Origin of the sequence: Martelella radicis (genome assembly GCF_014196625.1) — a bacterium.
GTDB lineage: Bacteria > Pseudomonadota > Alphaproteobacteria > Rhizobiales > Rhizobiaceae > Martelella > Martelella radicis.
Map to the genome: position 1 here is coordinate 1 of NZ_JACIDZ010000027.1, position 25,814 is coordinate 25,814.

At 60.0% G+C, this 25,814-nt stretch carries 25 protein-coding genes; 22 read left to right on the forward strand and 3 right to left on the reverse strand.

The window, feature by feature from the left end; genetic code table 11:
• Nucleotides 1-249: hypothetical protein (locus GGR30_RS22505; protein ID WP_210288149.1), on the forward strand; the 249-nt coding region annotated here is incomplete at its 5' end.
• Nucleotides 250-332: 83 nt separating this feature from the next.
• On the opposite strand, the gene GGR30_RS22510 is transcribed toward GGR30_RS22505, so the two are convergent.
• Nucleotides 333-1,994, reverse strand: coding sequence for an IclR family transcriptional regulator domain-containing protein (locus GGR30_RS22510; RefSeq protein ID WP_183491415.1), 1,662 nt, complete (start codon nucleotides 1,992-1,994; stop codon nucleotides 333-335).
• Nucleotides 1,995-2,243: 249 nt separating this feature from the next.
• On the opposite strand from GGR30_RS22510, the gene garL reads away from it, so the two are divergent.
• The 13 genes from garL to GGR30_RS22575 all read left to right on the forward strand — a co-directional run bounded on the left by garL (nucleotide 2,244) and on the right by GGR30_RS22575 (nucleotide 15,804).
• Nucleotides 2,244-3,134: a 2-dehydro-3-deoxyglucarate aldolase gene (garL, locus tag GGR30_RS22515; RefSeq protein ID WP_183491417.1), complete on the forward strand. Its 891-nt coding sequence runs from the start codon at nucleotides 2,244-2,246 to the stop codon at nucleotides 3,132-3,134.
• Complete coding sequence (locus GGR30_RS22520) at nucleotides 3,131-4,024, forward strand: 2-hydroxy-3-oxopropionate reductase (protein WP_183491419.1); 894 nt, start codon at nucleotides 3,131-3,133, stop codon at nucleotides 4,022-4,024. Before garL ends, GGR30_RS22520 begins: the two co-directional genes overlap by 4 nt.
• Nucleotides 4,025-4,133: 109 nt before the next feature.
• Nucleotides 4,134-5,315, forward strand: coding sequence for an enolase C-terminal domain-like protein (locus tag GGR30_RS22525; RefSeq protein ID WP_210288150.1), 1,182 nt, complete (start codon nucleotides 4,134-4,136; stop codon nucleotides 5,313-5,315).
• Between the two features lie 114 nt (nucleotides 5,316-5,429).
• The gene (locus GGR30_RS22530; RefSeq protein ID WP_183491423.1) at nucleotides 5,430-7,034 is read left to right on the forward strand and encodes an ABC transporter substrate-binding protein; all 1,605 of its coding nucleotides are present in this window, start codon (nucleotides 5,430-5,432) and stop codon (nucleotides 7,032-7,034) included.
• 98 nt (nucleotides 7,035-7,132) lie between these two features.
• The gene (locus GGR30_RS22535) at nucleotides 7,133-8,164 is read left to right on the forward strand and encodes an ABC transporter permease (protein WP_183491425.1); all 1,032 of its coding nucleotides are present in this window, start codon (nucleotides 7,133-7,135) and stop codon (nucleotides 8,162-8,164) included.
• Nucleotides 8,165-8,277: 113 nt separating this feature from the next.
• Nucleotides 8,278-9,093, forward strand: a complete 816-nt coding sequence (gene nikC / locus GGR30_RS22540; RefSeq protein ID WP_246414126.1) for a nickel transporter permease — start codon at nucleotides 8,278-8,280, stop codon at nucleotides 9,091-9,093.
• A complete protein-coding gene (locus tag GGR30_RS22545) occupies nucleotides 9,068-9,946 on the forward strand; it encodes an ABC transporter ATP-binding protein (RefSeq protein ID WP_183491427.1) in 879 nt (292 codons plus the stop codon). Before nikC ends, GGR30_RS22545 begins: the two co-directional genes overlap by 26 nt.
• The gene (locus GGR30_RS22550; protein WP_183491429.1) at nucleotides 9,943-10,716 is read left to right on the forward strand and encodes an ABC transporter ATP-binding protein; all 774 of its coding nucleotides are present in this window, start codon (nucleotides 9,943-9,945) and stop codon (nucleotides 10,714-10,716) included. The genes GGR30_RS22545 and GGR30_RS22550 overlap by 4 nt, the downstream gene beginning before the upstream one ends.
• A 17-nt stretch (nucleotides 10,717-10,733) precedes the next feature.
• Complete coding sequence (locus GGR30_RS22555) at nucleotides 10,734-11,804, forward strand: Ldh family oxidoreductase (protein ID WP_183491431.1); 1,071 nt, start codon at nucleotides 10,734-10,736, stop codon at nucleotides 11,802-11,804.
• A complete protein-coding gene (locus GGR30_RS22560) occupies nucleotides 11,794-12,621 on the forward strand; it encodes an alpha/beta fold hydrolase (protein WP_183491433.1) in 828 nt (275 codons plus the stop codon). The genes GGR30_RS22555 and GGR30_RS22560 overlap by 11 nt, the downstream gene beginning before the upstream one ends.
• A 2-nt stretch (nucleotides 12,622-12,623) precedes the next feature.
• Nucleotides 12,624-13,445 carry an NAD-dependent epimerase/dehydratase family protein gene (locus GGR30_RS22565; protein WP_183491435.1) on the forward strand — a complete coding sequence of 274 codons (822 nt, stop codon included), beginning with the start codon at nucleotides 12,624-12,626 and terminating at the stop codon, nucleotides 13,443-13,445.
• Between the two features lie 2 nt (nucleotides 13,446-13,447).
• On the forward strand, nucleotides 13,448-14,437 hold the full coding sequence (locus GGR30_RS22570; RefSeq protein WP_183491437.1) for a lactonase family protein: 990 nt from the start codon (nucleotides 13,448-13,450) through the stop codon (nucleotides 14,435-14,437).
• The gene (locus GGR30_RS22575) at nucleotides 14,434-15,804 is read left to right on the forward strand and encodes an MFS transporter (RefSeq protein ID WP_183491440.1); all 1,371 of its coding nucleotides are present in this window, start codon (nucleotides 14,434-14,436) and stop codon (nucleotides 15,802-15,804) included. Before GGR30_RS22570 ends, GGR30_RS22575 begins: the two co-directional genes overlap by 4 nt.
• A gap of 22 nt (nucleotides 15,805-15,826) precedes the next feature.
• On the opposite strand, the gene GGR30_RS22580 is transcribed toward GGR30_RS22575, so the two are convergent.
• On the reverse strand, nucleotides 15,827-16,555 hold the full coding sequence (locus GGR30_RS22580) for a FadR/GntR family transcriptional regulator (protein WP_183491442.1): 729 nt from the start codon (nucleotides 16,553-16,555) through the stop codon (nucleotides 15,827-15,829).
• Between the two features lie 481 nt (nucleotides 16,556-17,036).
• Here GGR30_RS22580 and GGR30_RS22585 point away from each other — a divergent pair, with 481 nt between their 5' ends.
• The 4 genes from GGR30_RS22585 to GGR30_RS22600 all read left to right on the forward strand — a co-directional run bounded on the left by GGR30_RS22585 (nucleotide 17,037) and on the right by GGR30_RS22600 (nucleotide 21,169).
• Nucleotides 17,037-18,182 (forward strand): mandelate racemase/muconate lactonizing enzyme family protein, encoded by a 1,146-nt coding sequence (locus tag GGR30_RS22585; RefSeq protein WP_183491444.1) that lies wholly within the window; start codon nucleotides 17,037-17,039, stop codon nucleotides 18,180-18,182.
• Nucleotides 18,175-19,041 (forward strand): amidohydrolase family protein, encoded by an 867-nt coding sequence (locus GGR30_RS22590; protein WP_183491446.1) that lies wholly within the window; start codon nucleotides 18,175-18,177, stop codon nucleotides 19,039-19,041. Before GGR30_RS22585 ends, GGR30_RS22590 begins: the two co-directional genes overlap by 8 nt.
• Before the next feature lie 199 nt (nucleotides 19,042-19,240).
• Nucleotides 19,241-19,984 (forward strand): glucosamine-6-phosphate deaminase, encoded by a 744-nt coding sequence (locus GGR30_RS22595; protein ID WP_183491448.1) that lies wholly within the window; start codon nucleotides 19,241-19,243, stop codon nucleotides 19,982-19,984.
• Between the two features lie 12 nt (nucleotides 19,985-19,996).
• Nucleotides 19,997-21,169 (forward strand): N-acetylglucosamine-6-phosphate deacetylase, encoded by a 1,173-nt coding sequence (locus GGR30_RS22600; protein ID WP_183491450.1) that lies wholly within the window; start codon nucleotides 19,997-19,999, stop codon nucleotides 21,167-21,169.
• Between the two features lie 71 nt (nucleotides 21,170-21,240).
• Here the strand turns inward: GGR30_RS22600 and GGR30_RS22605 are convergent, their stop codons facing one another.
• Nucleotides 21,241-22,440, reverse strand: coding sequence for an ROK family transcriptional regulator (locus GGR30_RS22605; RefSeq protein ID WP_183491452.1), 1,200 nt, complete (start codon nucleotides 22,438-22,440; stop codon nucleotides 21,241-21,243).
• A 151-nt stretch (nucleotides 22,441-22,591) separates the two neighbouring features.
• On the opposite strand from GGR30_RS22605, the gene GGR30_RS22610 reads away from it, so the two are divergent.
• The 4 genes from GGR30_RS22610 to GGR30_RS22625 form a co-directional block, all read left to right on the forward strand.
• Nucleotides 22,592-23,566 (forward strand): TRAP transporter substrate-binding protein, encoded by a 975-nt coding sequence (locus GGR30_RS22610; RefSeq protein WP_183491454.1) that lies wholly within the window; start codon nucleotides 22,592-22,594, stop codon nucleotides 23,564-23,566.
• 77 nt (nucleotides 23,567-23,643) lie between these two features.
• On the forward strand, nucleotides 23,644-24,924 hold the full coding sequence (locus GGR30_RS22615; RefSeq protein WP_183491456.1) for a TRAP transporter large permease: 1,281 nt from the start codon (nucleotides 23,644-23,646) through the stop codon (nucleotides 24,922-24,924).
• Nucleotides 24,925-24,932: 8 nt separating this feature from the next.
• Nucleotides 24,933-25,424 (forward strand): TRAP transporter small permease, encoded by a 492-nt coding sequence (locus GGR30_RS22620; protein ID WP_183491458.1) that lies wholly within the window; start codon nucleotides 24,933-24,935, stop codon nucleotides 25,422-25,424.
• Nucleotides 25,414-25,814: SIS domain-containing protein (locus tag GGR30_RS22625; protein ID WP_183491460.1), on the forward strand; the 401-nt coding region annotated here is incomplete at its 3' end. The genes GGR30_RS22620 and GGR30_RS22625, both read left to right, overlap by 11 nt.

The window sequence follows — 25,814 nt, forward strand, 5'->3', positions numbered from 1 at the left end:
GTAAACCAGTGGTATCAGGAGGCCGAAAGGCTGGACCGAGACACCGAAATGGCGCTGGTGTTGAAGGGCGAAAACGCAGTCTCGGCGATTTCAGCCCTTGATGACCTGCCACGCGCGAAAATCGACAGCAGCCGCACCAACAGCAACATGTTATCGCCGCGAACCCGCATCCCCGGCCTGTGGCTGGAGCTTTCAACCGGTGCCCATGTCGTGAAGCACGCGTTCCGCCTCGCCAGAACCGATGGCTGATCGTGCCGCTTATCAGGAAGCTTTGATGCCTCCATGTTTTACCCGCTTCGCACAGCCAGAAACTAAAGCGGAAAACTCCAACTTCAAACGGCCCGGTTTACAGAAGACAATGCCTCTGAAATGCCAATTTCGATCTTGAGAAGACGGCCCGACAGCGGAGCGTGCTCCAGCATTTCTCGCCCAACACCCAGTCGCGCTGATGTGACGTAAAGCGTGGCGCGGTTTTTCCCTCCGAAGACAAGCCCGCTCGGATAAGGTACCGGCAGGGCCAGAACCTGCTCTATCTCTCCGTTTTCGTTCAGCCGTGCCACACCCCAGCCATCCTTAAGAGCGACCCACAGGCGGTCTGCGTCATCGACGGTCAGCGCGCAAGGCTCACCCGAGCCGCGTGGGATGCGGCTCAGGACCAGCGCGGCATCCCGGCCTCTTCGCATTTCGTAGATCAGGCCGTCATTCCGGCTCAGTGCATAAAGGCGCTCGCCATCGCGTGACCAAACGCTCTCGTCGATTTCACGAGCAACGGTCCACTCCGGCTGGAATTCGCCGCGTGCCGAGAGCGATCCGATCTTGCTGCCTCCATCCTCGACAAGCGTCGCCCAGGTGCTGCCGCCCGGCCGCGTGCACAGGGCACGAAAATCGCGGATGCGAGGACGATCAATCCTGCGGCACCCCTCTTGAAGACTGGCGTGATGCCATTCGCCTTCACAGACAACATAAATGCCGCCGCCGCGTGCTGGAAGCGCCTCCGAAATCGGACCGGGCATCTGGGCAAGCAGCTTTGGCAAGTCGTCGTCCAGCATGGCGTAGATAGCCGGAGCCAGCCGATCGATCCAGTAGACGCAGTCATTGTGCTCGTCCCAGAATGGTTTTGCGCCTTGGAAGGCGGCCTCGCCAAGCGGCGTGATTCTCCACTCTGAGCGATTGTCACTCTTGGCCTTGTATTCCTTCACAAGATGTCCAAGCCTGCGGCCGGCGTCGATGAGTTCGGGTGCAAGCTGCTCGATGCGCTCAAGCGTCATCCGGTAGGCCGGCCCCGCAACGCTTATGGCCGCCACCGGCTGCCCGCCTGCGTCGAGGATCGGAACGCCGATGCAGCGCGTGCCGACGATATTCTCCTGGTCGTCGATGGCAAAGCCGCGCTGGCGGATGATGTTGAGGCTGAGTTGCAGCGTGTTGCGGTCGGTGATGGTGTAGTCGGTAACCGGCCTGAAGGTCAGCGAATTGAGGATGTGATCGACACGGCGTTCGGGCAGGAAGGCGAGGATCGCCTTGCCCTGGCTGGTCGCATAGACCGGCTTGGTGCCGCCGAGCGCCGCTGTCGAACTGTTCTCATGTGCGCCGACGGACTTTGCCAGCGACACCATCTCATTGCCCATCAAAGCGGCGAGATAGGCTGTTTCGCCTGTCATCTCGCGCAAGCGACGCAACTCGTCGGCAGCAATTGTCGCAAGATCCATCTCCGTGCCGATGCTCTGGGCAAGGTCGAGGAAATGGAAGCCGAGCAGCAGTTTCTGATCGTTCTGTCCCGCACGGACGAAGCCGCGTTCGGATAGGGCGGCGACGATCCTGTAGACCGTTGACTTCGCAAGGCCTGTTGCTTCGACAAGGTCCCTCGCTGTCAGTTGCCCCGGCTTGGTACCGACGAGGTCGAGGATGTCGCAGGCCTTCATCAGGAGCGCTGCGCCCTTCACGCCCTTCTGCTCGGCGTCGCTCTCCGTGTGTTCCTGTTGTGTCCGGTCCGGCATGGGCTTCCTCCGTTTCAGCCGTCGCAGACTCCTAGGGGTATGCGCAGCATGGTCCATTGTGGATCGTTTTTGTCGGTCAAATTTGAATAGTCCCATAATATGGAACTGCAAGCATCAAAATAGGCGTGAATTGTCCGGTTTGTCTATCACGGGATTGACCATTTCCCATGCTCGCGCCGATTATCAGTCTCAAATGATGAAGCGGAGTGCCCATGTGGGATATTTCGCTCGATGGGAAGGAAAAGGCATATGGGAGGCGCAACGCCCTATAGCGGCATCCCGAACACGTTTCGCCAGAACATCCTGGCAAATCGGGTTCAGATCGGATGCTGGAGCGCACTTGGAAGTCATATCAGCATGGAGGTGCTGGGGCTTGCGGGGTTCGATTGGCTTCTGCTCGACGGCGAACATGCGCCCAATGACGTGTTGTCGTTTATTCCGCAGTTGATGGCTCTGAAGGATAGCCCCTCCGCGCCGGTCGTGCGACCGCAATCGAACGACACAGTGCTGATCAAGCGGCTTCTCGACAGCGGCTTCTACAATTTTCTCATTCCCTTCGTGCAGTCGGCCGAAGACGCGCGGCGCGCGGTGGCGGCCACGCGTTATCCGCCTGAAGGCGTGCGCGGCGTCTCTGTTTCACAGCGCTCGAACCGGTACGGAGCGATCCCTGATTATATCAAGGTGGTGAACGACAACATTACGGTGCTGGTACAGATCGAGAGCCCGGCCGCAGTCAATGAGATCGAGGCGATTGCCGCCGTTGCGGGCGTCGACGGTATATTCATCGGCCCATCCGATCTGGCCGCTGGCTACGGACATCTCGGCAATGCCAATCATCCAGAGGTGCAGAAGGTCATTGCCGATGTGTTTGCCGTGGCAGCCCGTCATGGAAAGGCCACGGGCATCCTGGCGCCGGTGGAGGCCGATGCGCGGCGCTATCTGGCCATGGGGGCAACCTTTGTCGCAGTTGGTTCGGACCTTGGTTTGTTTCGCAACGCAACACAGCAATTGTACAACACGTATCGTGGGGAGGCGGACGCAGAAGCGGCTGCCGGCGCTCCTTGCCGGCCCGCTGAGCATGTCGCTGGCACGGTCGAGGCTGCGCATTCCAACGAGGACGCAAGAGAGGAAAACACATGAGCAAGCTGGGCTTTATCGGGCTGGGTATTATGGGAACGCCGATGGCGGGGCATCTGCTGGCTGCGGGGCACACGCTTTATGTTCACACGATCGGCGCTGTGCCGGAAGCGATCGGCGCGGCCGGCGCGACAGTATGCGAGAGCGGAAAGGCTGTGGCCGAACAGGCCGAAATCATCTTCGTTATCGTGCCCGACACGCCTGACGTCGCCAAGGTTCTGTTCGATGAGGCCGGTGTGGCGGAAGGTTTGGCGCCCGGCAAGATCGTTGTTGACATGAGTTCGATCTCCCCTGTCGAAACCAAGGAGTATGCGGCGCGGATCGAGGCTCTGGGCTGCGATTATGTCGATGCGCCCGTATCGGGCGGCGAAGTCGGCGCCAAGGGCGCCACGCTGTCGATCATGGTCGGCGCGAAGGACGCGGTTTTCGAGACGGTAAAACCCTATTTCGAACTGATGGGCAAGAATATCACGCTGGTCGGCGGTATCGGCGCAGGACAGACTGCCAAGGTGGCCAACCAGATGATCGTCGCGATGAATATCGAAGCCGTCGGCGAGGCGCTTCTGTTTGCGGCGCGTGCCGGAGCCGATCCCGCGCGGGTGCGCGAGGCTTTGATGGGAGGCTTTGCCTCGTCGAAGATCCTTGAGCTGCACGGTGACCGGATGGTGAAGCGGACTTTCGATCCGGGCTTTCGTATTGCGTTGCACCAGAAGGACCTCAATCTGGCGCTGTCAGCCGGCCGGAAGATGGGCCTGTCGCTGCCCAATACCGCGACATGCCAGGAATTGTTCAATGCCTGTGCCGCCCGTGGCGGCAGCGGCTGGGATCATTCCGGCATGGTCAAGGCGCTGGAGCTTCTTGCCGATTTCGAGATCGGCGAGAGCGCCGATTGAAGAAAGCGGGAAAACGGGCCTCAAGGGGGGCTTGCTGGGGCTTCCCCGGCGATTTCGACCGCGAGGGTGCGAAAGATCATTGTGTGATTCATATTCGTTATTATGAAAAATGAATCATACAAATACTAGACTGGAGAAATCGGTGAAGATCATCGACGTCAGAGTGACGAAATTTTCCCATGTAACGCGTAAGCATGCGGATAGTCACGGCCACTCTCATCCTGGGCCTGAGAAACCGGCGACACAGGCAATGCTGACGGTCGTGGCTGAAGATGGCCATGAGGGCTACGCGTTTCAAAGCCCCGATGTGATCCGGCCTTCCGTCGTGGATAAATATCTGCGGCCTGCGCTTGTCGGCGAAGATGCGTTTTACCGCGAACGCATCTGGCAGAATGTCGAGCAGCGCCAGCGGGGCAGCTCCGGGCAACTGGCCGACAAGGCGCTGAGCGCAATGGATCAGGCACTCTGGGACCTTGCCGGCCGAGCGCTGAACCTGCCGGTGCACAGGCTGATCGGCGGGTTCAGGGACAAGATTGCGGCCTATGGCAGCATCATGTGCGGCGACGACATTCCGGGCGGGCTGGCGACGCCGGATGACTATGGAAATTTCGCGCAGGAACTGGTGTCGCGCGGATACACGGCGATCAAGCTCCATACCTGGATGCCGCCCATGCCGGGCGCCCCTGATCCGCGCAATGATGTGCGCGCTTGTGCTGCGGTCAGAAAGGCCGTCGGTCCCGATATCGCCCTGATGCTGGATGGTTATCACTGGTATAACCGCTCGGACGCGCTCTATATCGGCAAGGCCTTGGAAGAGCTGGATTTTCTGTGGTTCGAGGAGCCAATGGATGAAGCCAGCATGTCGTCCTATGCCTGGCTCAGCGCCAATCTCTCCATTCCTGTTATCGGACCGGAGTCGATGCAGGGCAAATACCGTACGCGTGCCGAATGGGTTCGGGGCAATGCCAGCGATATCTTACGCACCGGAATGCTGAGCGCCGGCGGACTGGGGCCCGTGCTCAAGACCGCGCATCTTGCGGAAGCCAACGGTATGAATTGCGAAATCCACGGCAATGGCGCGGCCAATCTGGCGCTGTGCATGGCGGTAGCCAACTGCGTCTATTACGAGCGGGGTCTTCTTCATCCGCATCTCGACTACGATCAGCCCCCGCTTTACCTCAACGCAATCCCGGATCCCATGGATGGTGAGGGGTTCGTTCACGCCTCGCAACTGCCGGGTCTCGGAGAGGATATCAACTTCGACTACATCCGATCACACGCAATCGACTGACGCTAGCGGGAGGAACGGAAATCAGTCCAAAGGGAACATATAGACTTAAAATTTGTAGGACAAATTGTCCTTTCTAACGAAACAGCACCATTCCAAACGCTCTGGGAGGAGAATATGAAGTACAGGACTTTCCTGAAAGTCGCGGGCCTTGTTGCCGCGGTTTCGTTTGCGCCGTTTGCCGCGCAGGCCGAAACGCCAAAAGATCAGCTCATCGTCGGCGTCACGCTGGTGAACATGCTATCGCTTGATCCGAGCGCGATGAGCGGTCGCCAATCGACGGAGATCAACAGCAATGTCTATGACAGCCTGATCGAAGCCGATCCGGTCGAGAAGGGTGTTTTCAACCCGTCGCTTGCGACGAACTGGGAGCTCAATGATGCGCGCGATGCCGTCACCTTCCACCTGCGCGACGATGTCAAGTTCCACTCCGGAAATCCGCTGACTGCCCATGACTTCGTCTGGTCGATGAAGCGTGCATTTGAACTTGGCATCGGCGGTTCGAACGTTCGTGTCCTCGGCTATAGCGCGGAAAATTTCGACGAAATGATCTATGCGCCGGACGACTACACAGTTGTCGTTCGCTTTCCGCAACCGACCGACCCGGCGCTGATGATGGGCATCATCGCCGGCAAGGGGCTGGCGATGGTGATCGACAGCAAGGAAGCCATGTCGCATGAGGTCGATGGCGATTATGGCCAGGGGTGGCTGACAACCCACAGCGCCGGCTCGGGTCCCTATAAGCTCGCGCGCTGGGATGCCAACAACATGGTGATCCTCGATCGCTATGATGATTATTGGGGCGGCGAACCCGAGATGAAGCGTGTGATCTACCGCCACATGCCGGAAAGCCAGACGCAGCGCCTGGCGCTCGAACAGCACGATATCGATATCAGCATGGGCATGTCGGTTGCCGACATCAAGGCGCTTCAGGACGATGAGGACCTTGTGACGGCGAAGGTGCCAAGCGGCAATGTCTATTACCTCGCCATGAGCATGCAGGAGGATGAGTTCAAGGACCCGAAAGTTCGCGAGGCCGTCCGGCATTTGATCGATTATGAAGGGATCAACGACACGATCCTGCCCTTCTACGGCGACCTCTATCAACGGCCGATCCCTGCCGGCCTGCCCGGCGCGCTGCCGAACCCGATGTACAAGTTCGAGCCGGATTATGCCAAGGAACTGCTGACGGAAGCCGGCTATCCCGACGGCTTCGAGACCACGATCCGCGTGCTGCCGGATTCGCCCTTTGTGAACATTGCAACGGCGATACAGGCATCGCTTGCCGAAGGCGGCATCGATGCCGAGATCCTGACCGGCAATGGCGATCAGGTTTATGGCAACATGCGGGCGCGCACATTCGACATGATCGTCGGGCGCGGTGGCGACCGCACGGGGGCCCATCCCTATACCAGCCTTCTGTCGATCGTTTACAATCCGGACAATTCCGATGAAGCCAAGCTCTATACGCTTCAGGCATGGCGCACATCCTTCCAGGACGAGGAGATCAATGCCCTGCTCGATGCCGCGCTGCTTGAGCCGGATCCGGAAAAGCAGGATGAAATGTATGCCGAAATCCAGCGGAAGTTCGAAGAGGATATTCCGGCGATGCAGATCATTTCGATGAGCTACGACACGGTCGTCTATCAGGATGATATCGAGGGCTACATCGCCCACCCCTATCAGAACACGCGCTATCGCGAGGTCCGCAAGGACCGCTGACAACACGGACCAGCCGGTCGGGCTGACCTTCTCGGCCAGCCCGATCATGGGAACGGGACCCGCGCCACGGTGCGGGTTCGCCCTCCAGGAGTTCAAAAATGACGTTAAAGAAACCAGCCGGTCGCGCCAGCCGCGCCTTGAGGTTCGTCTCCTCGGCGATCGTGACGCTTCTGATGCTTGTGACGCTGACCTTTTTCCTGGGTCAGGTCATGCCGGTTGACCCGGTGGCCCATATCGTCGGGCCCGATGCGGATTACGAGACCTACATGGCGACCTATCAGCGTCTCGGTCTCGATCAGCCCATATGGGTACAGTACAAGCTCTATCTCGGACGCATCCTGACAGGCGATTTCGGAACCGCTTTCCTGACGGGCAATGCGGTCAGAGACGATATCCTGCGCGTCTTTCCTGCAACCATCGAGCTTGGCACTCTGGCCGTCATCATCGGGGCAGGTCTCGGCATTCCGCTCGGCGTGTTGGCCGCCGTCAGGCGCGACAAGCCGACCGACCACATCATTCGCGTGCTGACCCTGCTTGGTCACTCGGTGCCGATCTTCTGGCTGGGCATGATGAGCCTTATTCTTTTTTACTCCAAGCTCCACTGGGTCGGCGGTTCGGGTCGAGTGGCAATCTATTACGAGGGCATGGTGCCGACGAGAACGGGCATGATGCTTATCGATTCATTGCTCGCCGGTGACTTTGATGTTTTCTGGAGTGCTGTCCGCCACATCGTCCTGCCAGCCGCCGTGCTGGGATATGCTTCAATGGCAGCGCTTTGCCGGATGACTCGTTCCTTCATGCTGGAACAGCTCGGTCAGGAATATATCATCACCGCCCGCGTGAAGGGGCTTTCGGCCTGGCGCGTCATCTGGGGGCACGCCTTTCCCAACATCCGCGTGCAGTTGCTCACCATTGTCGCGCTCACCTATGCGGCGATGCTGGAGGGCGCACTGCTGATCGAAACGATCTTCTCCTGGCCCGGTTTCGGCCAATATCTGACCCACAACCTCTTGATGGGTGACCTTAATGCAATGATGGTCTGCGTCCTGATCGTCGGCGTCATCTTCATCACCATCAACATGATCACCGACCTTCTTTACGAGGTCTTCGACCCGAGGACGGCACGATGACTGTGACCTCAACCATGCAAGAAACGCAAAAAGGCGCCGGGCAGAAGGAACCCTTCCTGCTTAGAACCGCGCGTTCGCCACGCGAGGCATTCCTGCAACGCCTGCTGCTCGGCATGATCGAATTTACCGGCAACCGGCTGGCGCTGATCGGTGCGGCAATCGTCTTCCTGCTGATCATGGTGGCGATCTTTGCCCCGCTGATTGCGCCTTACAATCCGAATGCGCAGAGCCTTTCCGATGCCCTTCAGGCCCCTTCAGCCTCGCACTGGTTCGGAACGGACGAGTATGGCCGAGACATTTTCAGTCGTGTCGTCTACGGTTCGCGGATCACGCTCTACATCGTTTCGCTTGTGACCGTCACGGTCGCGCCGATCGGCCTCGCGATCGGTTCGGTATCCGGTTATTTCGGAGGGGCCGTCGATCTCGTCGTGATGCGGGTCACCGACCTCTTTCTGTCCTTCCCCAGCCTGATCCTGACGCTCGCCTTCGTCGCTGTTCTGGGGCCGGGGCTGAACCAGGCAGTCTTTGCCATTGCGCTCACCGGCTGGCCGCAGATTGCCCGCCTGGCCCGCGCCGAGGCGCTGACCATCCGCAACACCGACTATGTCGCGGCGGCCCGCCTGCAAGGGGCCTCAAACACCCGCATCATCTTCAACGAGATCATTCCGATGTGCCTGCCGAGCGTTGTCATCCGGATCACGCTCAATATGGCGAGTATCATCCTGACGGCTGCAGGCCTCGGCTTTCTCGGACTTGGCGCGCAGCCGCCGGCACCCGAATGGGGCGCGATGACCTCGACCGGACGCCAGTACATGCTGGACAGCTGGTGGGTCGTCACTTATCCGGGCCTGGCGATCATGGTCGTCAGCCTTGCTTTCAACCTCTTCGGCGATGGATTGCGCGATGTCCTTGATCCCAGAAGCAAATGACGTCGGGCCTCTGATCGAGGTTCAGAACCTTTGGGTCCGTTACCAGATGCGCTATCTGAGCATGGATGCCGTGCGCGGCGTTTCCTTCAGTCTCGGACGCGAAAAGTTGGCGATTGTCGGGGAGTCGGGTTCGGGCAAGTCTACCGTGGGGCGCGCCCTGCTGCGCCTCCTGTCGGAGAATGCCAGCATTGCCGCTGACAAGATGCGCTTCGGGGATATCGATCTTCTGAACGCGAGCGAACGCAAGATGCAGAAAGTGCGCGGTGCGCGTATCTCGATGATCCTTCAGGATCCGAAATATTCGCTCAACCCCGTCATCACCGTCGGCGAACAGATCGCCGAGGCCTACCGTGTCCACTACAAGGTCGGCCGCAATGATGCGCGGCAGCGTACCCTCAAAATGCTGGAAGCGGTAAAGATCCGCTCGCCCGAGCGCGTCTATGATCTCTACCCGCATCAGGTTTCAGGCGGCATGGGGCAAAGGGTGATGATCGCCATGATGCTGATTGCCGAGCCCGATGTTATCATCGCAGACGAACCGACATCCGCGCTTGATGTAACCGTTCGCTTGCAGGTGCTTGCCATCCTTGACGATCTTGTGCGCGAGCGCGGTATCGGGCTGATCTTCATCAGCCATGACCTCAACCTCGTACGATCGTTCTGCGACCGGGTCGTGATCATGTATGGCGGGCAGGTCATGGAGACGATAGCGGCAAAGGATCTCGACAACGTCCAGCATCCCTATAGCCGCGGGCTGTTGAACTCCCTGCCTTCGCTTGACGCGCGGCGCGACATCCTGCCCGTCTTGAGCCGCGATCCGGAATGGATGAAGCTGAAGGAGGCAGGCGCATGATCGAAGTCAGCAATCTTGATCTGAGTTTCGGTGAAGGCGCGGGCGCCCAGCAGGTGCTCTGCGATATTTCCTTTGCCGTGGGCAAGAACGAGGTATTCGGCCTTGTCGGCGAAAGCGGCTGCGGCAAATCGACGGTCCTGCGCTGCATTGCCGGACTTTACGATCACTGGACGGGTGCGATTTCCGTCGATGGGCGGCCGATCGGCAAGCGGCTCGACAAGGCGCATTTCCGCCAGATCCAGATGGTGTTCCAGGACCCTTACGGTTCCCTGCATCCCAAGCACACCATCAATGCCACGCTTTCCGCTCCGCTCAAGATCCACAAGGTCGGAGATATTGATCGGCGTATTGCCGGCATTCTCGATCAGGTCGGTCTGCCGCTGAGCTGCCGTTTCCGCTATCCGCATCAGCTTTCCGGCGGCCAGCGGCAACGGGTCGCGATTGCGCGCGCGCTGATCCTGAATCCCAAGCTTCTTCTGCTCGATGAGCCAACATCGGCGCTCGATGTTTCTGTTCAGGCCGAGATCCTGAACCTGTTGGCGGAAATCCGGCGGGAACGGGAACTCAGCTATGTGATGGTGAGCCACGACCTCGCGGTGATCACCCACCTTTGCGACCGGCTGGCGGTGATGCGACAGGGGCGCATTGAAGAGGTCCTCGATCGCGATACGATGCTGACCGGGCAGATGAAAGTAGAATATACCCGCACGCTTTACGATGCGAGCCGGCGCTATGACCGCGCCATGGCCCAGGCTCTCGCTGGTAGCTAAAAAATGGGAATCCGCATATGACAGCCCAGGTATTTACCGCCTCGGATCTTGTGGCCTTTGCCAGTGAGGCCCTTGCGAAGGCGGGCCTCTCCCAGCGATTTTGCCAGACGGTGGCTTCCATTCTCGTCGAAGGCGACCTGATGGGGCATACGACGCACGGGCTGGCGCTTCTGCCAGCCTATCTGGCCTCGATGGCAAAAGACGGGATGACGCTTGAGGGTGATCCGGAGGTTTTGAACGAAAGGCCGGCTGCTGCGCTCTGGGACGGTCGGTTACTTCCCGGGCCCTGGCTGATTAGCGAAGGCTTTCGAACTGCGGTCGAAAAGGCCGGCGTCTTCGGCACCTATTCGCTTTCGATCCGCCGCAGCCACCACACAGCGAGTCTTGTTTCCTATCTCAAACCGGTGACCGACCGCGGAATGATGGCCATTCTCGCCGTTTCGGACCCGACGGAAGCATGCGTGGCTCCCTTCGGCGCGGCCATGCCGGTGCTTTCCACCAACCCCATTGCATTTGGCATTCCCGGCGTCGATGGTGCGGCAGCGGTCGATATCAGCACATCGGAGACCACCAACGGCATGGTCAACCGCTTTCGTGGCGAGGGACGGCAGTTCGGGCATGAATGGCTGATCGATGCCGAAGGCAGGCCAAGTCGTGATCCGGCGGTCCGTTTCACCACGCCACCCGGCGCCATCATGCCGCTCGGCGGGTTCAGTTCGGGACACAAGGGCACGGGTCTCGGCATGACCGTCGAAGCGCTGACGCACGGCCTTTCCGGCAATGGCCGCAAGACGAAGCCGGAGGGATGGCAGGCCAATGTCTTCCTGCAGGTCATCGACCCTGATGCGTTTGGCGGTGTTGATGCCTTTCTGGGAGAAAACAGCTTTCTGGCTCAGGCGATCCGTGACAGTCGCCCGGCCGACCGGGAGCGGCTGCCGCGCGTGCCTGGCGAACGCGGCCGGTCGTTGCGCCAGCGGTATCTGAACGAAGGCGTCCCGCTTTCATCCGGCATTGTCGCCGGGCTTCAGGAATGGGCGGACAGGCTGGATCTGGCCGTGCCCGAAACGGATGGCAGCGATGTGGAATGACGAGCATTTTCTGACTGTCTCCGACGGGACGAAAATCCACTTTCGTGATGAAGGCGGAGCGGGAGAGCCCGTTTTGTTCGTGCATGGCTTCACTGCCAGTATCGGCGGGCAGTGGGGGCGGCCGGGCCTGATCGCGGGGATGATGGAGCGCGGCTGGCGTGCCATTGCGTTCGACCTGCGCGGACACGGGTTGAGCGACCGACCCCATGGCCGCAGCGCTTATGGCGGCAACCGGATGGGGCTCGACGCCATCGAACTGCTCGACCATCTGGGCATCGGCAGGGCCCATATCGTTGGCTATTCGCTGGGCGCGCATATCATGGCGCACACATTGCTCGACCATCGCGAAAGGGCCAGGACCCTGTGTCTCGGCGGTGCGGCAGGGCGATGGAACTGGACCGATGCCGAGACGGTTGCCGTCAACGATGAGGCGGACGAACTGGAAGCGGGCGGCATTACCCGTCACATCCTCAGACTATGGCCGAAGGACACGCCGAAACCTGCGCCGGATGAGCTTCAGCGCCTGTCCGAGCGCAAGCTTGCGGGCATGGACACTGTGGCGCTGGCGGGCATCAAGCGGGCAATGCCCGATCACAAGATCACGCGGGACGATATGTGCTCCTTCACCATGCCGCTTTTCGGCTTTGTCGGAACGCGAGACCCCCAGCTTCAGGCTTTTCACACGCTCCAGCAATTTCGCCCCTCAACCGAGATTGCGGAGATCGAAGACGCGACCCACGGCAATTGCCCCGGCCGGCCGGAGGCGCTCGATGCGGTCGACGGCTTCCTGCGTCGGCATAGCGAAAGGACGGTCTGACCATGCGTCGCATTCTGATGACAGGGGCTGGCGGCGTCATCGGTCGCGAAATTGCGCGACGCGTGCCGCGCGAAGGCGAGATCTGGCGCCTTTCCGGCCGCAAGGAGATCGAGCCGACCGAGGGCCTGGCGGCCGAATACATGTACGGCGATCTCGCCGATTTCGACTTTGCGCTCTCGCTCTGCGAGGGCGTGGACGCCGTCATCCATATGGCTGGCAACCCGAAAGAGGGCCCCTGGGACAATCTGCTGACGTCAAATGTCGTCGGCGCGGCCAATCTCTGGGAGGCGGCGGCGCAAAACGGCGTCGATCGGGTTCTTTACGGCAGCTCGAATCATGCCCTCGGCATGTATCCGACAACCGTGAAGCTTGATGGCAGCGAACCTCTGCGACCGGATTCCCGCTATGGCGTCACCAAGGTATTCGGCGAGGCGCTGGCAAGTCTCTACGCCGACAAATACAACGTGAAGGGCTTTGTCATTCGCATCGGTTCGTTCCAGGAGAAGCCGCGTTCTCTCAGGGAGCTTTCCACCTGGGTTTCGGCACGCGATCTGGCAGCTCTGGTCCGGCTGGGCCTGGATGCAGACTATCACCACGAGGCCGTGTTCGGCATTTCCGCCAACAGTCGCAGCTGGTGCGGCAATGAACGGGCCTTTGCTCTGGGTTATCGCCCTCAGGACAACGCCGAAGATTTTGCCGATCTGCTCGGTCCGCTTGCGAGGGACCCAGAGAACCCGGTGGACATGTTGCAGGGCGGCGGCTCGGCGGGCAAGGAGTTTCGCGGTGATCTTGAGGGACTTCTGAAACGTGACGCAAAGGGGTAGCCATGCGGCAGCGCCTGATCGTCTGCAACACCGCTTCGGCCGATATTATCCTCTATCACCTCGACATGGACGCCGGGAGCATTTGTCAGGTCGGGCGTCAGCCGATCCCCGGCGTCTGGGGCCCGTCATCGGCCATTCCCATGGCGATGTGCGGCGATCGGGTCTATCTCGCCTGGCGCGGCGAGGCCCCGGCGGTTTTGTGCTTCAGGATCGATCCTGAATGCGAGCGGCTGGACCATGCCGGCACGTTTCCGGTGCCGGAGGGGTTTTGCCACCTGTCCGTCACCTCGGATGGCGGCTTTCTGCTCGGCGCGAGCGGCAGCCGCGGCTTCTCCATTGCGCTTTCTGCCGATGGGGTGCCAGAAGGGATTGCCGATATCGTACATGTCGGCGAAATGTCCCATTGCCTGTGCGAAAAGGGCGGCGTGGCATACGCCGCCTCCTGTCGCGATGACATCGTTCGCCAGTTCGGTTTCGATTGGAGAACAGGTATCCTCAGCGAAACGGGCATGGTTCGATTCCCGGAGGGGAGCGGACCGCGGCATATCGCGATCGCCCCGGACGGGGCGCATGCCCATGTGCTGACGCAAGAGGGCGGTTTTGTCGGCACGATAGCGGCGACCACATCATCGCTTGCCGGGACGGTCCGCCTCGTGCCTGAGGCGGTCGGTCCCATGGGCGGCGATATCGTGATTTCGCCGGACGGAAATAGTCTGTTTGCCACCGAGCGCACCACTGGCAGGCTCTTCTCCATGCAGATCGACGGAGAGACAGCGGTTCCGGTCATCTCAGGACAGGTGTCTGCCCCTGAATATCCACGCGCGCTCTATCTCTCGGCCGAGGGTGATACCCTGATCGCGCTCGGGTTTCGCGCCAATGCGGGCCGTGTCTATGCCGTCGGTCGCGTCGAGGGGCTGACCGCCAGGATGGACTTCACCTGCGGCACCCGGCCGAGTTGGGTACTCGGACAGGAAATGTGGGCGGGCGATTGAACCGGTCCTTGCTGCTCGTTCTCTCCGCTTCGGTGTTCGTCGTCCAGATGGATTCCTCCGCTCTTGCAACGGCCTTGCCGGCCATCGCCGCCGGTTTCAGGATAGACCCCATTTCTCTGAAACTTGCTCTCACCGCCTATCTGGTCGGTCTCGCGATGTTCATCCCGGTCAGCGGCTGGCTGGCATCGCGGCTCGGTACCAAACGGGCCTTTCGTGGTTCGATGCTGGTATTCATGGTAGGCTCTCTGGCCTGCGCGCTGTCGCCCACGCTTTCTCTTTTCGTCTGCGCCCGCTTCGTGCTCGGTGCGAGTGCGGCCATCATGGTTCCGGTTGCGCGACTGATCATCGTGCAGGCCGTGCCCCGTGAAAAGCTCGTCGGCGCCCTTTCGCAATGGACGCTTCCTGCCATGATAGCGCCGATCGTCGGGCCGTTGATTGGTGGGGCGCTCGCGACATGGGCAAGCTGGCACTGGATATTTCTTGTCAACCTGCCTGTTGCCGTGACAGGCTGGGTGGCTGCGGGCATCTTCCTCGCCGGTGAGCGCGAGGCGACGTCGGCCCCGTTCGACTGGCCGGGATTTTTCCTGACGGGTGCAGGGTTTGCCCTGCTCATTTTCGGGATGTCTGTGATCTCGATGAAGAATGTGCCGATGGAGCTGGCCTTGGCCTGCCTTGTCGCCGGGGTCATTGCCCTGACAGCTTATGCAATCGCGGCCCGCACCCGGCGCGTCTGGCTGCTGGACCTGTCGCTGTTTGCCGATCGGGCGTTCCGGAAGTCGATTTGGGGCGGTTTTCTCTTTCGTATCGGAACCGGCGCAGTCCATTTTCTCATGCCGTTGCTTTTGCAACTTGGCTTTGGCTTTACCCCTTTCCAGTCCGGTCTTCTGACGTTTTCCGGCGCTACCGGCGCGGTGTGCTCCAAGCTCATCGCGCAAGCGGTCTACGCCCGTCTGGGTCTGTCGCGCGTCCTCGTCATCACGGCAGCGTCTGCTGGTGCATTGCAAGCCACTGCAGGTTTCTTCGAGCCCGGTATTCAGCCGTGGATCATCATCTCCTACATGGCTGTCGGCGGGGTCATCCGTACGACATTCTTTACCGGCGTTTCAGTGCTCGGTTACGCGACGCTCGACAACAGCGAGGCCGCAGATGTTTCGGTGCTTTCATCCGTCAGTCAGCAACTGGCCGTTGCCTGCGGCGTGGCCTTTGCCGGCATGCTGCTCGCTTTGCGGCAGCCGGCCGGGGCCACGGATGTCGCGGCAACTGCGTTTCAGCTTTCCTTCTTCGTAACCGGAGGGCTTTCGACGCTGGCCGTTCTTGCCTTCCTGGGGCTTCCAAAGGGGCTCGGGCGGCTGAAAGTCGGCGAATAAGGAAGGTCGCGTGCCCGGCAGACTAATCGCGGTGCAACAATGACCGGTAGCGTCGCTGGCTGCCGAGCAGGTGCTCGCGCATGGCCTTGTAGGCCATCTCGGGATCGCCATTGGAGATGGCTTCGACGATATGTCGGTGTTCCTCGTGGATCTGGTGCAGATAGGAGGCGGGCGTTTGGTCCTCGCCTTCGCGAACAAGCGCGGCCCGCGGGATGGCCGTTGGTCCGAAGAGTTCCAGAAACTGGACGAAGCGCGGATTGTTCGCGGCCTTTGTGATGGCAAGGTGCAGGGCGAAATCGGCCTCGATCGTGCTCTTGCCCTCGGTGATCAGCCGGCCGATCGCGCGATGATGGTCAACGATTTCCTCTTCGGCGGATGGAGATCTGCGCATGGCCGCCAGACGCACTGCCTCGGCCTCGATGGCGGTGCGCAGTTCCAGCACTTCGATCAAGGAAGAGATGCGTTCCAGTTCGATGTTCTGGAATGGCAAGAGCGGCGTATCATTCGGTTCAAGGACGAAGACGCCCGAGCCGCGGCGCGGGTTGACGAGGCCATCGGTCCTTAGCGAGGCAATGGCCTCGCGCACGACGGTGCGGCTGACCCCAAACTTGTCGGCAAGGCGCGCCTCGGTCGGCAGCCGGTCCCCGGGCTGGAACTGACCAGACTGGATAAGTTCACGGATCGCCTGTCCGACCTTCATCGCCAGCGTCGTGGCCTTGCCGCCCGTGAGATCTTTTGCCTTTACCGCCATGTCTGGTTTGCCGTGTTCTAGGTCTCATCCGGACTGACTGGCCAGCCCTGGCGATGCTGAAAGCACCTATTTGTTATACTAATCTCAGATTTTTATCGCTGCCAAGCAGAATACACAACCGGCAAAGTGGATGATAGCGCGGTGTAGTTAGGATGATCCCGGCGCTTGAGGCGCTGCTGGTTCAGGAAAATTTTGGCTTTTGACCCTCGATTTGATTGCCCGCATATGGAGCCAGCCCCGTATCGTTGTGAAATGCGAATAGAAACAATGCAACACGAAGAGCCTTGCCATTGGTAGGAAACCTAAATATTTTTGTATGACAAAAGTTTATTTTGCTAATAATAAGTCATACTAATATTGACCGAGGGTGTGCCTCCGGTTATGTTTTTGGCGCCAGAGTGGAGGAGCCTCACTGGTGGGCGGCGATCAATGTCGCCGGTCGGTCTGCCCCTCCGTTTGGTTATCGGGGAGGGTTAGTTTCATGCGGATTTCCGCCGTCAAAACACATGCTCTGGAACATCGTCTGGCCGTAGCGTTCGAAAGTGCCACGATGCGTTTCGACAAGCGCCTTCACGTGCTCGTCGAGATCATCTGCGATGACGGGACAATCGGTTGGGGCGAATGCCTGGGCCCGGCACTGCCCAACGCCGCGATGATAAAGGCTTATGCCGGCTCGCTCATCGGCATGGATCCGCTCGAGACCGAGAAGATCTGGGCCGTGCTCTACAATTTGCTTCGCGATCAGGGGCAACGCGGCATCACTATCACGGCGCTTTCCGGCATCGATGTCGCGCTCTGGGATATCAAAGGTAAATATTTCGGCGTTCCCGTCTCCACGCTGCTCGGCGGACGGTTTCGCGAAAGCGTCAGGGCTTATGCCACAGGCAGTTTTAAGCGTGACGGCGTCGACCGGGTCGAGGACAATGCTGCGGAGATGGCGACCCATGCTGCGGCAGGCTTTCATGCGGTGAAGATCAAGATCGGCTTCGATCCGCAGGAGGATCTGAGGGTGATCCGAGCGGTGCGCGAGGCGATCGGTCCCGACAAACGGCTGATGATCGACGGCAATCACGGCTATGGCGCCAGCGAGGCGATCATGGTCGGCAGGGCGGCTGCCGAATTCGATGTGGACTGGTTCGAGGAGCCGGTCGTTCCCGAACAGCTTGCGGCCTACCGGGCGGTGCGCGAAGGCCAGCCGATCCCGCTTGCCGGTGGCGAAACCTGGCACACCCGCTGGGGCATGCATGAAGCCATCTCCACCCGCGCCGTCGATATCATTCAGCCGGATCTGTGCGGCTGCGGCGGTTTTTCCGAGGCGCGCCGCATTGCCGATCTTGCCACCCTTTACGGGGTGCGTTGCGTCCCTCATGTGTGGGGAACGGCGGTGCAGATCGCTGCGGCGTTGCAGTTCATGGCAGCCCTTGCTCCCGACCCGATGCGCAATCGGTCGCTCGAACCGATCCTGGAATTCGATCGCACGGACAATCCCTACCGGCAGGCCGTCGTTACAGCGCCGCTCGATCATGTCGATGGCGTGGTTGCTATCCCGGCAGGCCCCGGCCTCGGTATCACCGTGAACCGGGACGCGCTTGCAGAATTTCGATTGAAGGAAGATTTTGATGTTTGAACGCAGGCTTGATGGCGAACCTCCGAAAACGGCGCTGCCGCCTGGCACGATCGATACGCAGATGCATATGTATCTTCCGGGATATCCTGCGCTTGATGGCGGGCCGGCGCTGCCACGCGAGCCGCTGCCGGGGCCAGCCGCATATCGGCGGCTGATGAGCTGGCTTGGCATAGACCGCGTGGTGATCACCCAAGGCAACGCGCATCAATACGACAACGGCAACCTGCTGGCGTGTCTGGATGCCATGGGGCCTGACGTGGCGCGTGGCGTGGCCGTCATCGGGTCGCAGACATCAGAGGCAGAACTCAGGCAACTCGCCGATGCCGGCGTCACCGGCGCCCGGATTATGGATCTGCCCGGCGGCGCGATCGGGCTGGAGGGGCTTGCGGCGGTCGATTCGATCTGCGCCGACATGGACTGGATGATCGCTGTCCAGTTCGATGGCAGCGACATAGCCGCGCACGAAGCCGCCCTTTCCGCGCTGAAATCGCGCTGGGTCCTGGACCATCACGGGAAATTCTTCCGCGGCATCAAGGCCGATGGCCCGGAAGTTTCAACCCTCAAGAAGCTGATCGATCAAGGCAACTGCTATTTCAAGTTTGCCGGATGCTATGAATCATCGCGTTCCGGCGGGCCGGACTATGCAGATATCGCGGCCGTTGCCCGCGTCATTGCCGCCCATGCGCCGGAACGTATCGTTTGGGGCACCAACTGGCCGCACAACATGGCCCAGTCCGAGGCGGATTACCCCGATGACGCTCTGCTCACAGACATCGTCTTGAGCTGGCTGCCGGATACCGCTGCGCGACAGCTTGCGCTGGTTGATAATCCGCAGGCGTTATACCAATTTGCGCGGTGATAGGTGACATGGATTGACTTGTTTGAACAAGGCCGCCCTGAATTCATTGCAGGGAAGCCATGATGGGGTCTGCGAATTTCGGTGGCAGCCGGCGTGAGGCCTCATTTGTTTCGCCAAAGTCGGCTCAAGCGGCTTGCTTCACATTATTAATAACTGTAACTGTTATTAATAATGTGAAGCTTGTCGTAAGGAGCGCGCGATGAAGATCAGTGTTGAGGGTACAGTCGAGAAGGCGGGGCAGGTGGCGGCGCGCGCAGGAAGCGCGTTGATTGCCGAAGCAATCGAACGCCGCGGCTTTGCCAATATCATTCTTGCAACCGGGGCAAGCCAGTTCGAAATGCTGAAAGCGCTGGCGCAAGAGCCTTCGATCGACTGGTCCAGAGTGACGGTTTTCCACCTCGATGAGTATATCGGGCTCAGTGAGGACCACACGGCAAGCTTTGTCGGTTACCTGAAGGCGCGTTTTGTGGAGCGTGTGCCTGCACTCAAGACCTTTCATGCCATCGACGGCCTTGCTGATCCCTCGTCAGAACTCGCCCGTCTGAATGCCCTGATTGCCGATGCGCCGATCGATGTCGCCTTTATCGGCATCGGCGAAAACGGTCATCTCGCCTTCAACGATCCGCCGGCCGATTTCGATGCCAAACAGGCCTATATCGAGGTCGCCCTGGATGAGGCCTGCCGTCGTCAGCAGGTCGGCGAGGGCTGGTTTGCCTCGATGGATGACGTCCCGCGCCGCGCGATCAGCATGAGCATTCCGCAGATCCTGAAATCAGGCGCGATTATCTGCACCGTGCCTGACAGCCGCAAGGCAGAGGCCGTGCGCGGCGCTGTCGAAGGGCCTGTCAGCAATCTCTGCCCCGCCTCCGCCCTGCAGCGCCATCCGCAGGTTTTCCTGTTCCTTGACGAACCGGCCGCCTCACTCATCCGGACCAAAGGTTGAATGAGACAGGATATGCCAGTTTCGACCAGAATTTCGCGTCGGCGCGAGCCGGTCTCTTTCGCGCTTTACAATCCCGTCGACGGCAATACCCGCGATACGGCGCTCGGCGTTGATGGTACTCTGACCCTCTCGAAGGCGAACACGGTAGCCTCTCCAGAGGAGAAATTCGCGACCGAAGGCCTGATCGATTTGCAGGTCAACGGTTTCGCAGGCCTCGACTTCAACAGACCGGATGTCACGGCCGAACAACTCGATCAGGCCTTGGCCAATATGGCGCTGACCGGGGTGACGCGGGTGCTGCCGACCCTGATAACGGGGAGCCCGGACCATCTCGAGAAATGCCTGTCGCACCTCGATCGCGCGGTCGCGCAAAGCCGCCTCGGGCCGCACATGGTTGCAGGTTACCATATCGAAGGGCCTTTCCTGTCACCTGAAGAAGGTTATCGCGGCGCCCATACCGCAAAGGATATGACGCGCGCCGATATCCGGCTTTATGACGGGCTTCAGACCCTCGCCGAACAGCCAATCAGGATCGTCACCATTGCGCCCGAAGTCGAGGGCGTGCTGGCGATGATCCCGGAACTTGTCGCGCGCGGGATCACGGTCTCCATCGGTCACTCGGCGGCCAATCCCGAACAGATCGCGGCAGCGGTTGCCGCTGGCGCAAGCCTTTCGACCCATCTCGGCAACGGGCTACCGAAATTGCTTGATCGCACGAGCAACCCGGTCTTCTGGCAGCTTGCAGAAGACGGCCTGACCGCCATGTTCATCGGCGACGGCATTCATGTGCCTGCATCGACGCTGAAAACGATGCTGCGGGCCAAGGGGATCGAAAAGTCGATCCTGACAACCGATGCGGTTTGTGCCGCGGGGCGTGATATGGCGCCCGGCATGTACACGCTGGGCGCGACCGAGATTGAACGCGCCGCCGACGGTTCGGTCCGCATTCCGGGTTCGGTCTATCTTGCCGGCTCTTCGGCCACCATGGACCAGATGCTGCGAAACCTTGTCGCCTGGTACGACATGCCGTTGGCGGAAGCCTTCATGTTGTTGCGTGACAATCCCTCGCGTATTCTCGGGCAGGAGAAGCAGCGGACGGCCGGCGTGATTGAGTGGAAGACGGGCCCCGATGGCCTCCACGCAGACCGCGCCCATATCGGCCCATTCACGGTTGAGGCCGAGTAAAGCGCCGTATATCCATCCTGATGCAGGACGCTGATGTCTTCAAAGCCGCATCCGGTTCAAACTGAAGGGCGCTAGTCGTGGCGCAGAAAGATTTCGTGCATCCTGCTCTGGAAGAAGGGCAGGGTGGCGCCCTGGGTCACATCCTGAGCGCCCTGTCTTGCAAGATAGAGGGCGCATTTGCCACGCGCATATTCCGGCATGAGGGCATCGAACCCCTGGCGCAGGCGTTCAAAGATCTCCGGGCTGCTTGCAAGCGGCCCCGTCAGTACAATCCTGTCGGCAAAGAACGCCTTGTTCAGGTTTGCCAATGCCGGGATAAAGGCTTCCACCGCACGAACAATTGCGGGATGCCCGGAAAGCCCGTGCTGCTTCATGTAAGCCTCGAATGCGCTTTCATCTGAGGGCGCGTCCGGAAACTGTTCGCGGATTTCCGGCAGCAATGCCCAGAGCGCGGCAACCGCTTCGAGGCAGCCTTCCTCACCGCAATGGCATTGCCGGCCTGCACCGGCATGGACGGACCAGTGGCCGAATTCGCCAAAGCTGCCGATGCTCGATTCAATGACCATGCCCTTCCAGGCATAGGCCGAGCCGATACCGTAGCCCCAGTGAATGAAGAGAACGCCGCCCTCGCGCTCTTCCGGCTTGCGCATCAACCGGGTGGTCAGCTCAAGATTGAGGTTCCGGTCTGCGCGAATGGAAAGGCCGGTGTGGTCGGCGATCTCGTCGAAGGACAGCGAACGCATGGCGGGCCAGCGGGCTGAATAGACCCATCGGCGATTGGCGGAGTCGATGATGCCCGGCACGGCTATGCCGATTCCCAGGATTTCGGTGGCTTCAGGGGCATGGGCGCGAACGCTGTCGACAAGTGCGCATATGCGATCATAAATCACCCGGTTGTCCGCTTCCTTGTCGTTGAGTTGCGTCATGTCCTCGCTGATGACCCTGCCGGCCATATCGACAAGGGAGCAGCGGATGTCGTGCGACACGACATGGACCATCAGGACACAGAAGCGTTCGGGGCAGGGCTGAAGCAGGATCTCCGGGCGGCCCTGGCGCTCGGCATCGACACGCTGGCTTTCGCGTATAACGCCGTCCTCTATCAGCTCTTTCACCAGTTGCGAGACGGTGGTCGGGCGCAGTTTCATACGCGCCGCAAGCCGCTTGCGGGTCGCGTCCTCGCTCTCGCAGATTGCGGCGAATACGCGCGCCTTGTCGCGGTCGGCCGCGGAAACATTGGCGCCGGAGGGTATTTGATCGAAGCCTATCAGCATAAGGGTCCATGCAATCTCGAAATTGGCGCCATAATCGACTTGACCATATTTAATAACAATGTACGATATTAATAGCGGTTGCCTGAGCCGCTACCAAATCTCAATAAACGAAAATGGCCACCCAAGGGGAGTTGCCACCATGAAAATAAGAATGATTTCAGTTGCATTGTTAGCGACTGCCACCTCAGCTGTCACCCTGTCTGCCGCCAATGCCGAGGTTTTCCGCCTTGGTCATATCCGCGATACCAACCACCCGACCCATGAGGCGGCCCTCAAGTTCAAGGAGCTGGTCGAGCAGAAGTCCGATGGCGAGATCGAGATACGGGTCTATCCGAACAGCCAGCTCGGCGGCGCCAAGGAAATGTTCGTGCAGTTGCAGACCGGAGACCTGGAAATGGTCTATGGCGGCATCAACACCTTCGCCTGGATCGATGGCGGCGAAGCCTTCGAGGTCACCTCCATCCCGTTCCTGTTCCGCGACTATGACCATATGAAAAAATCGCTGGAATCCGAAGTCTTCGCCCCGGTCATCGAAGAGGCTGAAGAAGAAACCGGCATTAAGATTGTCGCCTTTGGCGGCGATACCTCTCCGCGCGGTTTGACCACGGCCGATACGCCGGTGGAAACGGCGGAGGATTTCAAGGGATTGAAAATCCGCACGGCCGCAAGCCCCGCCGTGCTGACGGCGATGCAGGCGCTCGGCGCGATGCCGCAGCAGATCCCTTTTTCTGAACTTTACATGGCGCTGAGGACCGGCGTCGTCGATGCCCAGGAAAACGGCGCTGCCGTCGTGGCCTCCAACTCGCTTTATGAAGTTCAGAACTACTACATCAAGACCGACTATATTCGTGACATCGACACCTTCTTCATGGCAATGGACAAGTGGGACGATCTGTCATCGGACGAGCAGGCCCTGATCACCGACGCCGCCCTTGAAGCCGGCATGTTCGGGACCGAGCAGCTCAATGCGCTGATGGCCGATGTCTACGAGGATCTCGGTGAGAAGATGACGGTCATCGAGCCCGATCTCGGCAGCATCCGCGATGCGCTTTCTGGTGCCTTCGACCAGTTCGAGGGCGACAAATGGCCGAATGGCCTGATTGAGCAGATTTCATCTGTGCAGTAACAGGTAGAAGGGGCGGGTCGTGAACCCGCCTCTTCGCCTCCTTTCAGGCACCGGCTGTCTCTTTCCTGGATGCGGACATGATCCTACTTCTTTTTGCGGCGCTGTTTGCCTTCGTGGCGCTCGGCATGAATATCTGGCTGGCCATGGGGATCAGCGGCGTCGCCTATATTCTCCTGATGGGAGATATTTCGCTGCGGATGGTTTCCTCGACCATGATCGGCGGCGTGGATTCGACGACGCTCGTCGCCATTCCGTTCTTCATTCTCGCCGGCGACCTGATGAACCGGTCCGGCATCACCGCCAAGATTACCGAACTGACGGACTATTTCATCGGTCGGGCACGCGGCGGTCTTGCCTATGTCGCGGTGGTCGTCAACGTGATCGTTGCCGGCGTTTCGGGTTCGGCGGTTGCCGATGCCAGTGCGGTGTCCTCCGTCATCGTACCGACCATGGTGAAGCGCGGCTATGACAAGCCGTTCGCAGCCTCGATCAACGCTGCGGCGGCCGTCATAGGTCCCATCATTCCGCCATCGATACCGATGATCTTCATCGGCGTCATCTCAGGCATTTCCATCGGAAAGCTGTTTCTGGGCGGCGTTCTGCCTGGGCTGATGATGGGCGCTGTGCTGATGGTGGCGATCTATTTCATCAGCAAAAAGCGGCAGTACCCGGTCACCGAAAAGAAGCTGGAAATGAAGGCGGTCAAGCAGCTGGCGCGGGATTCATCCTTCGCACTGCTGGCGCCTCTGATCATTCTCGGCGGTGTCGTCTTCGGCATCGTCACGCTGGTGGAGGTCTCGGTTCTGGCCGTCCTCTACATCCTGATGATCTCGCTCTTCATCTATCGCAGTATCCGCGCGCGCGAACTGCCGGGCATTTTCATGCAATCGGCGGTGTTCTCCTCCTCGATCATGATCATTTTCGCCGTGGTCGGGCTCTATCAGTACATCATCGCCTATGAGCAGCTCGGCGTTCGACTTGGCGAACTGATCCCGACGCTGGGCCTTTCGAAATTCTGGTTCCTGCTGCTTGTGAACATCTTCCTGCTGGTCATGGGCTGCATTCTCGACGGTATCCCCGTCATGCTGATCTTCTTCCCGGTTCTGCTGCCGGCGGCTGTCGAGCTCGGCATCGATCCGACGCATTTCGGCGTGATTGTCGTGCTCAACCTGATGATCGGTCTTCTGACGCCGCCGATCGGCGTGCTGCTGTTCCTTGAAAGCAAGATCGCCGACGTCAGTTTCGGCGCGCTGGTGCGCGAAATCTGGCCCTTCTTCCTGTCGCTGCTGTTCGTGCTGGCGGTCTGCACCTATGTGCCGGGCGTCGTCATGTGGCTGCCCAATCTCGTGTTCGGTTAGGAGGTCCCATGAAAACGGCTCTCGAACTTGTCGTCAGGCTCGCCCAATGGCTGACCGCCGGGCTCTTCATGGGCATTTTTGTCCTCAGCGTCCTGCAGGTGGTGCTGCGCTATCTGATCGGCATGTCCATGCTCTGGGCGCCGGACCTTCTGCGGCTCATGTTTGTCTGGATGGTCTTCCTTGGCGCCGCCATTCTCTACGCGCGCAACGGTCATCTTGGCGTCGATGTTCTGGTGGCGAAGCTTGCGCCTGCGGGCCGGAAGATTGCGGCCATCCTCGTCGAGCTTATGGCGCTCGGCTTCTTCCTCATCCTGATCTTCAAGGGATGGGAGATTGCCATGCGTCGCATGCGTATTCCCTTCGATACCTGGGATGTGCCGACCGGCTACGCCTATCTGTCAATCTCAGTCACCGCGGTCTTGATGTTCGTGATCGGCCTTGACCGGCTTTTCGACATCCTGCGTGGAAAATCCTTAAGCGAGAGAGAAAATGTCAACTGAAACAGAAACCTACCGCGACGGCATCATCAACCTGCTGCAGACCATCCACGAGGGCACGCCCGTCATCGAGAAAGCTGCGGAGGCCATGGCGAAGGCGATCATGGATGACAAGCTCATTCACGTGATCGGGCCTGGCGGGCATTCGAATATGGGGGCGGAAGAGCTTCTCTGGCGGGCAGGCGGGCTGGCGCCCATCAACGCGATCCTCGATCCCGGCACCAACCTCATTCATGGCGCCAAGCGCTCCAATGTCATCGAACGCACGCCCGGTTACGCCAAACAGGTTCTGGATGCCTATCGTGTGGGCAAGGAGCCCGGCGAGGTCATCATCATCGTCAATGCCTATGGCGTTAACGCGATGTCGATCGACACGGTGCTGGAAGCGAAGAA

What these genes read in the sequence shown, in the direction of transcription:
- GGR30_RS22510 (WP_183491415.1), bottom strand. Translation starts at nt 1,994, where the DNA reads ATGCCGGACCGGACACAACAGGAACACACGGAGAGCGACGCCGAGCAG.
- GGR30_RS22570 (WP_183491437.1), top strand. Translation starts at nt 13,448, where the DNA reads ATGCGGCAGCGCCTGATCGTCTGCAACACCGCTTCGGCCGATATTATC.
- garL (WP_183491417.1), top strand. Translation starts at nt 2,244, where the DNA reads ATGGGAGGCGCAACGCCCTATAGCGGCATCCCGAACACGTTTCGCCAG.
- GGR30_RS22535 (WP_183491425.1), top strand. Translation starts at nt 7,133, where the DNA reads ATGACGTTAAAGAAACCAGCCGGTCGCGCCAGCCGCGCCTTGAGGTTC.
- GGR30_RS22520 (WP_183491419.1), top strand. Translation starts at nt 3,131, where the DNA reads ATGAGCAAGCTGGGCTTTATCGGGCTGGGTATTATGGGAACGCCGATG.
- GGR30_RS22615 (WP_183491456.1), top strand. Translation starts at nt 23,644, where the DNA reads ATGATCCTACTTCTTTTTGCGGCGCTGTTTGCCTTCGTGGCGCTCGGC.
- GGR30_RS22580 (WP_183491442.1), bottom strand. Translation starts at nt 16,555, where the DNA reads ATGGCGGTAAAGGCAAAAGATCTCACGGGCGGCAAGGCCACGACGCTG.
- GGR30_RS22560 (WP_183491433.1), top strand. Translation starts at nt 11,794, where the DNA reads ATGTGGAATGACGAGCATTTTCTGACTGTCTCCGACGGGACGAAAATC.
- GGR30_RS22620 (WP_183491458.1), top strand. Translation starts at nt 24,933, where the DNA reads ATGAAAACGGCTCTCGAACTTGTCGTCAGGCTCGCCCAATGGCTGACC.
- GGR30_RS22610 (WP_183491454.1), top strand. Translation starts at nt 22,592, where the DNA reads ATGATTTCAGTTGCATTGTTAGCGACTGCCACCTCAGCTGTCACCCTG.
- GGR30_RS22590 (WP_183491446.1), top strand. Translation starts at nt 18,175, where the DNA reads ATGTTTGAACGCAGGCTTGATGGCGAACCTCCGAAAACGGCGCTGCCG.
- nikC (WP_246414126.1), top strand. Translation starts at nt 8,278, where the DNA reads ATGATCGAATTTACCGGCAACCGGCTGGCGCTGATCGGTGCGGCAATC.
- GGR30_RS22595 (WP_183491448.1), top strand. Translation starts at nt 19,241, where the DNA reads ATGAAGATCAGTGTTGAGGGTACAGTCGAGAAGGCGGGGCAGGTGGCG.
- GGR30_RS22530 (WP_183491423.1), top strand. Translation starts at nt 5,430, where the DNA reads ATGAAGTACAGGACTTTCCTGAAAGTCGCGGGCCTTGTTGCCGCGGTT.
- GGR30_RS22600 (WP_183491450.1), top strand. Translation starts at nt 19,997, where the DNA reads ATGCCAGTTTCGACCAGAATTTCGCGTCGGCGCGAGCCGGTCTCTTTC.
- GGR30_RS22585 (WP_183491444.1), top strand. Translation starts at nt 17,037, where the DNA reads ATGCGGATTTCCGCCGTCAAAACACATGCTCTGGAACATCGTCTGGCC.
- GGR30_RS22550 (WP_183491429.1), top strand. Translation starts at nt 9,943, where the DNA reads ATGATCGAAGTCAGCAATCTTGATCTGAGTTTCGGTGAAGGCGCGGGC.
- GGR30_RS22605 (WP_183491452.1), bottom strand. Translation starts at nt 22,440, where the DNA reads ATGCTGATAGGCTTCGATCAAATACCCTCCGGCGCCAATGTTTCCGCG.
- GGR30_RS22565 (WP_183491435.1), top strand. Translation starts at nt 12,624, where the DNA reads ATGCGTCGCATTCTGATGACAGGGGCTGGCGGCGTCATCGGTCGCGAA.
- GGR30_RS22525 (WP_210288150.1), top strand. Translation starts at nt 4,134, where the DNA reads ATGAATCATACAAATACTAGACTGGAGAAATCGGTGAAGATCATCGAC.
- GGR30_RS22545 (WP_183491427.1), top strand. Translation starts at nt 9,068, where the DNA reads ATGTCCTTGATCCCAGAAGCAAATGACGTCGGGCCTCTGATCGAGGTT.
- GGR30_RS22555 (WP_183491431.1), top strand. Translation starts at nt 10,734, where the DNA reads ATGACAGCCCAGGTATTTACCGCCTCGGATCTTGTGGCCTTTGCCAGT.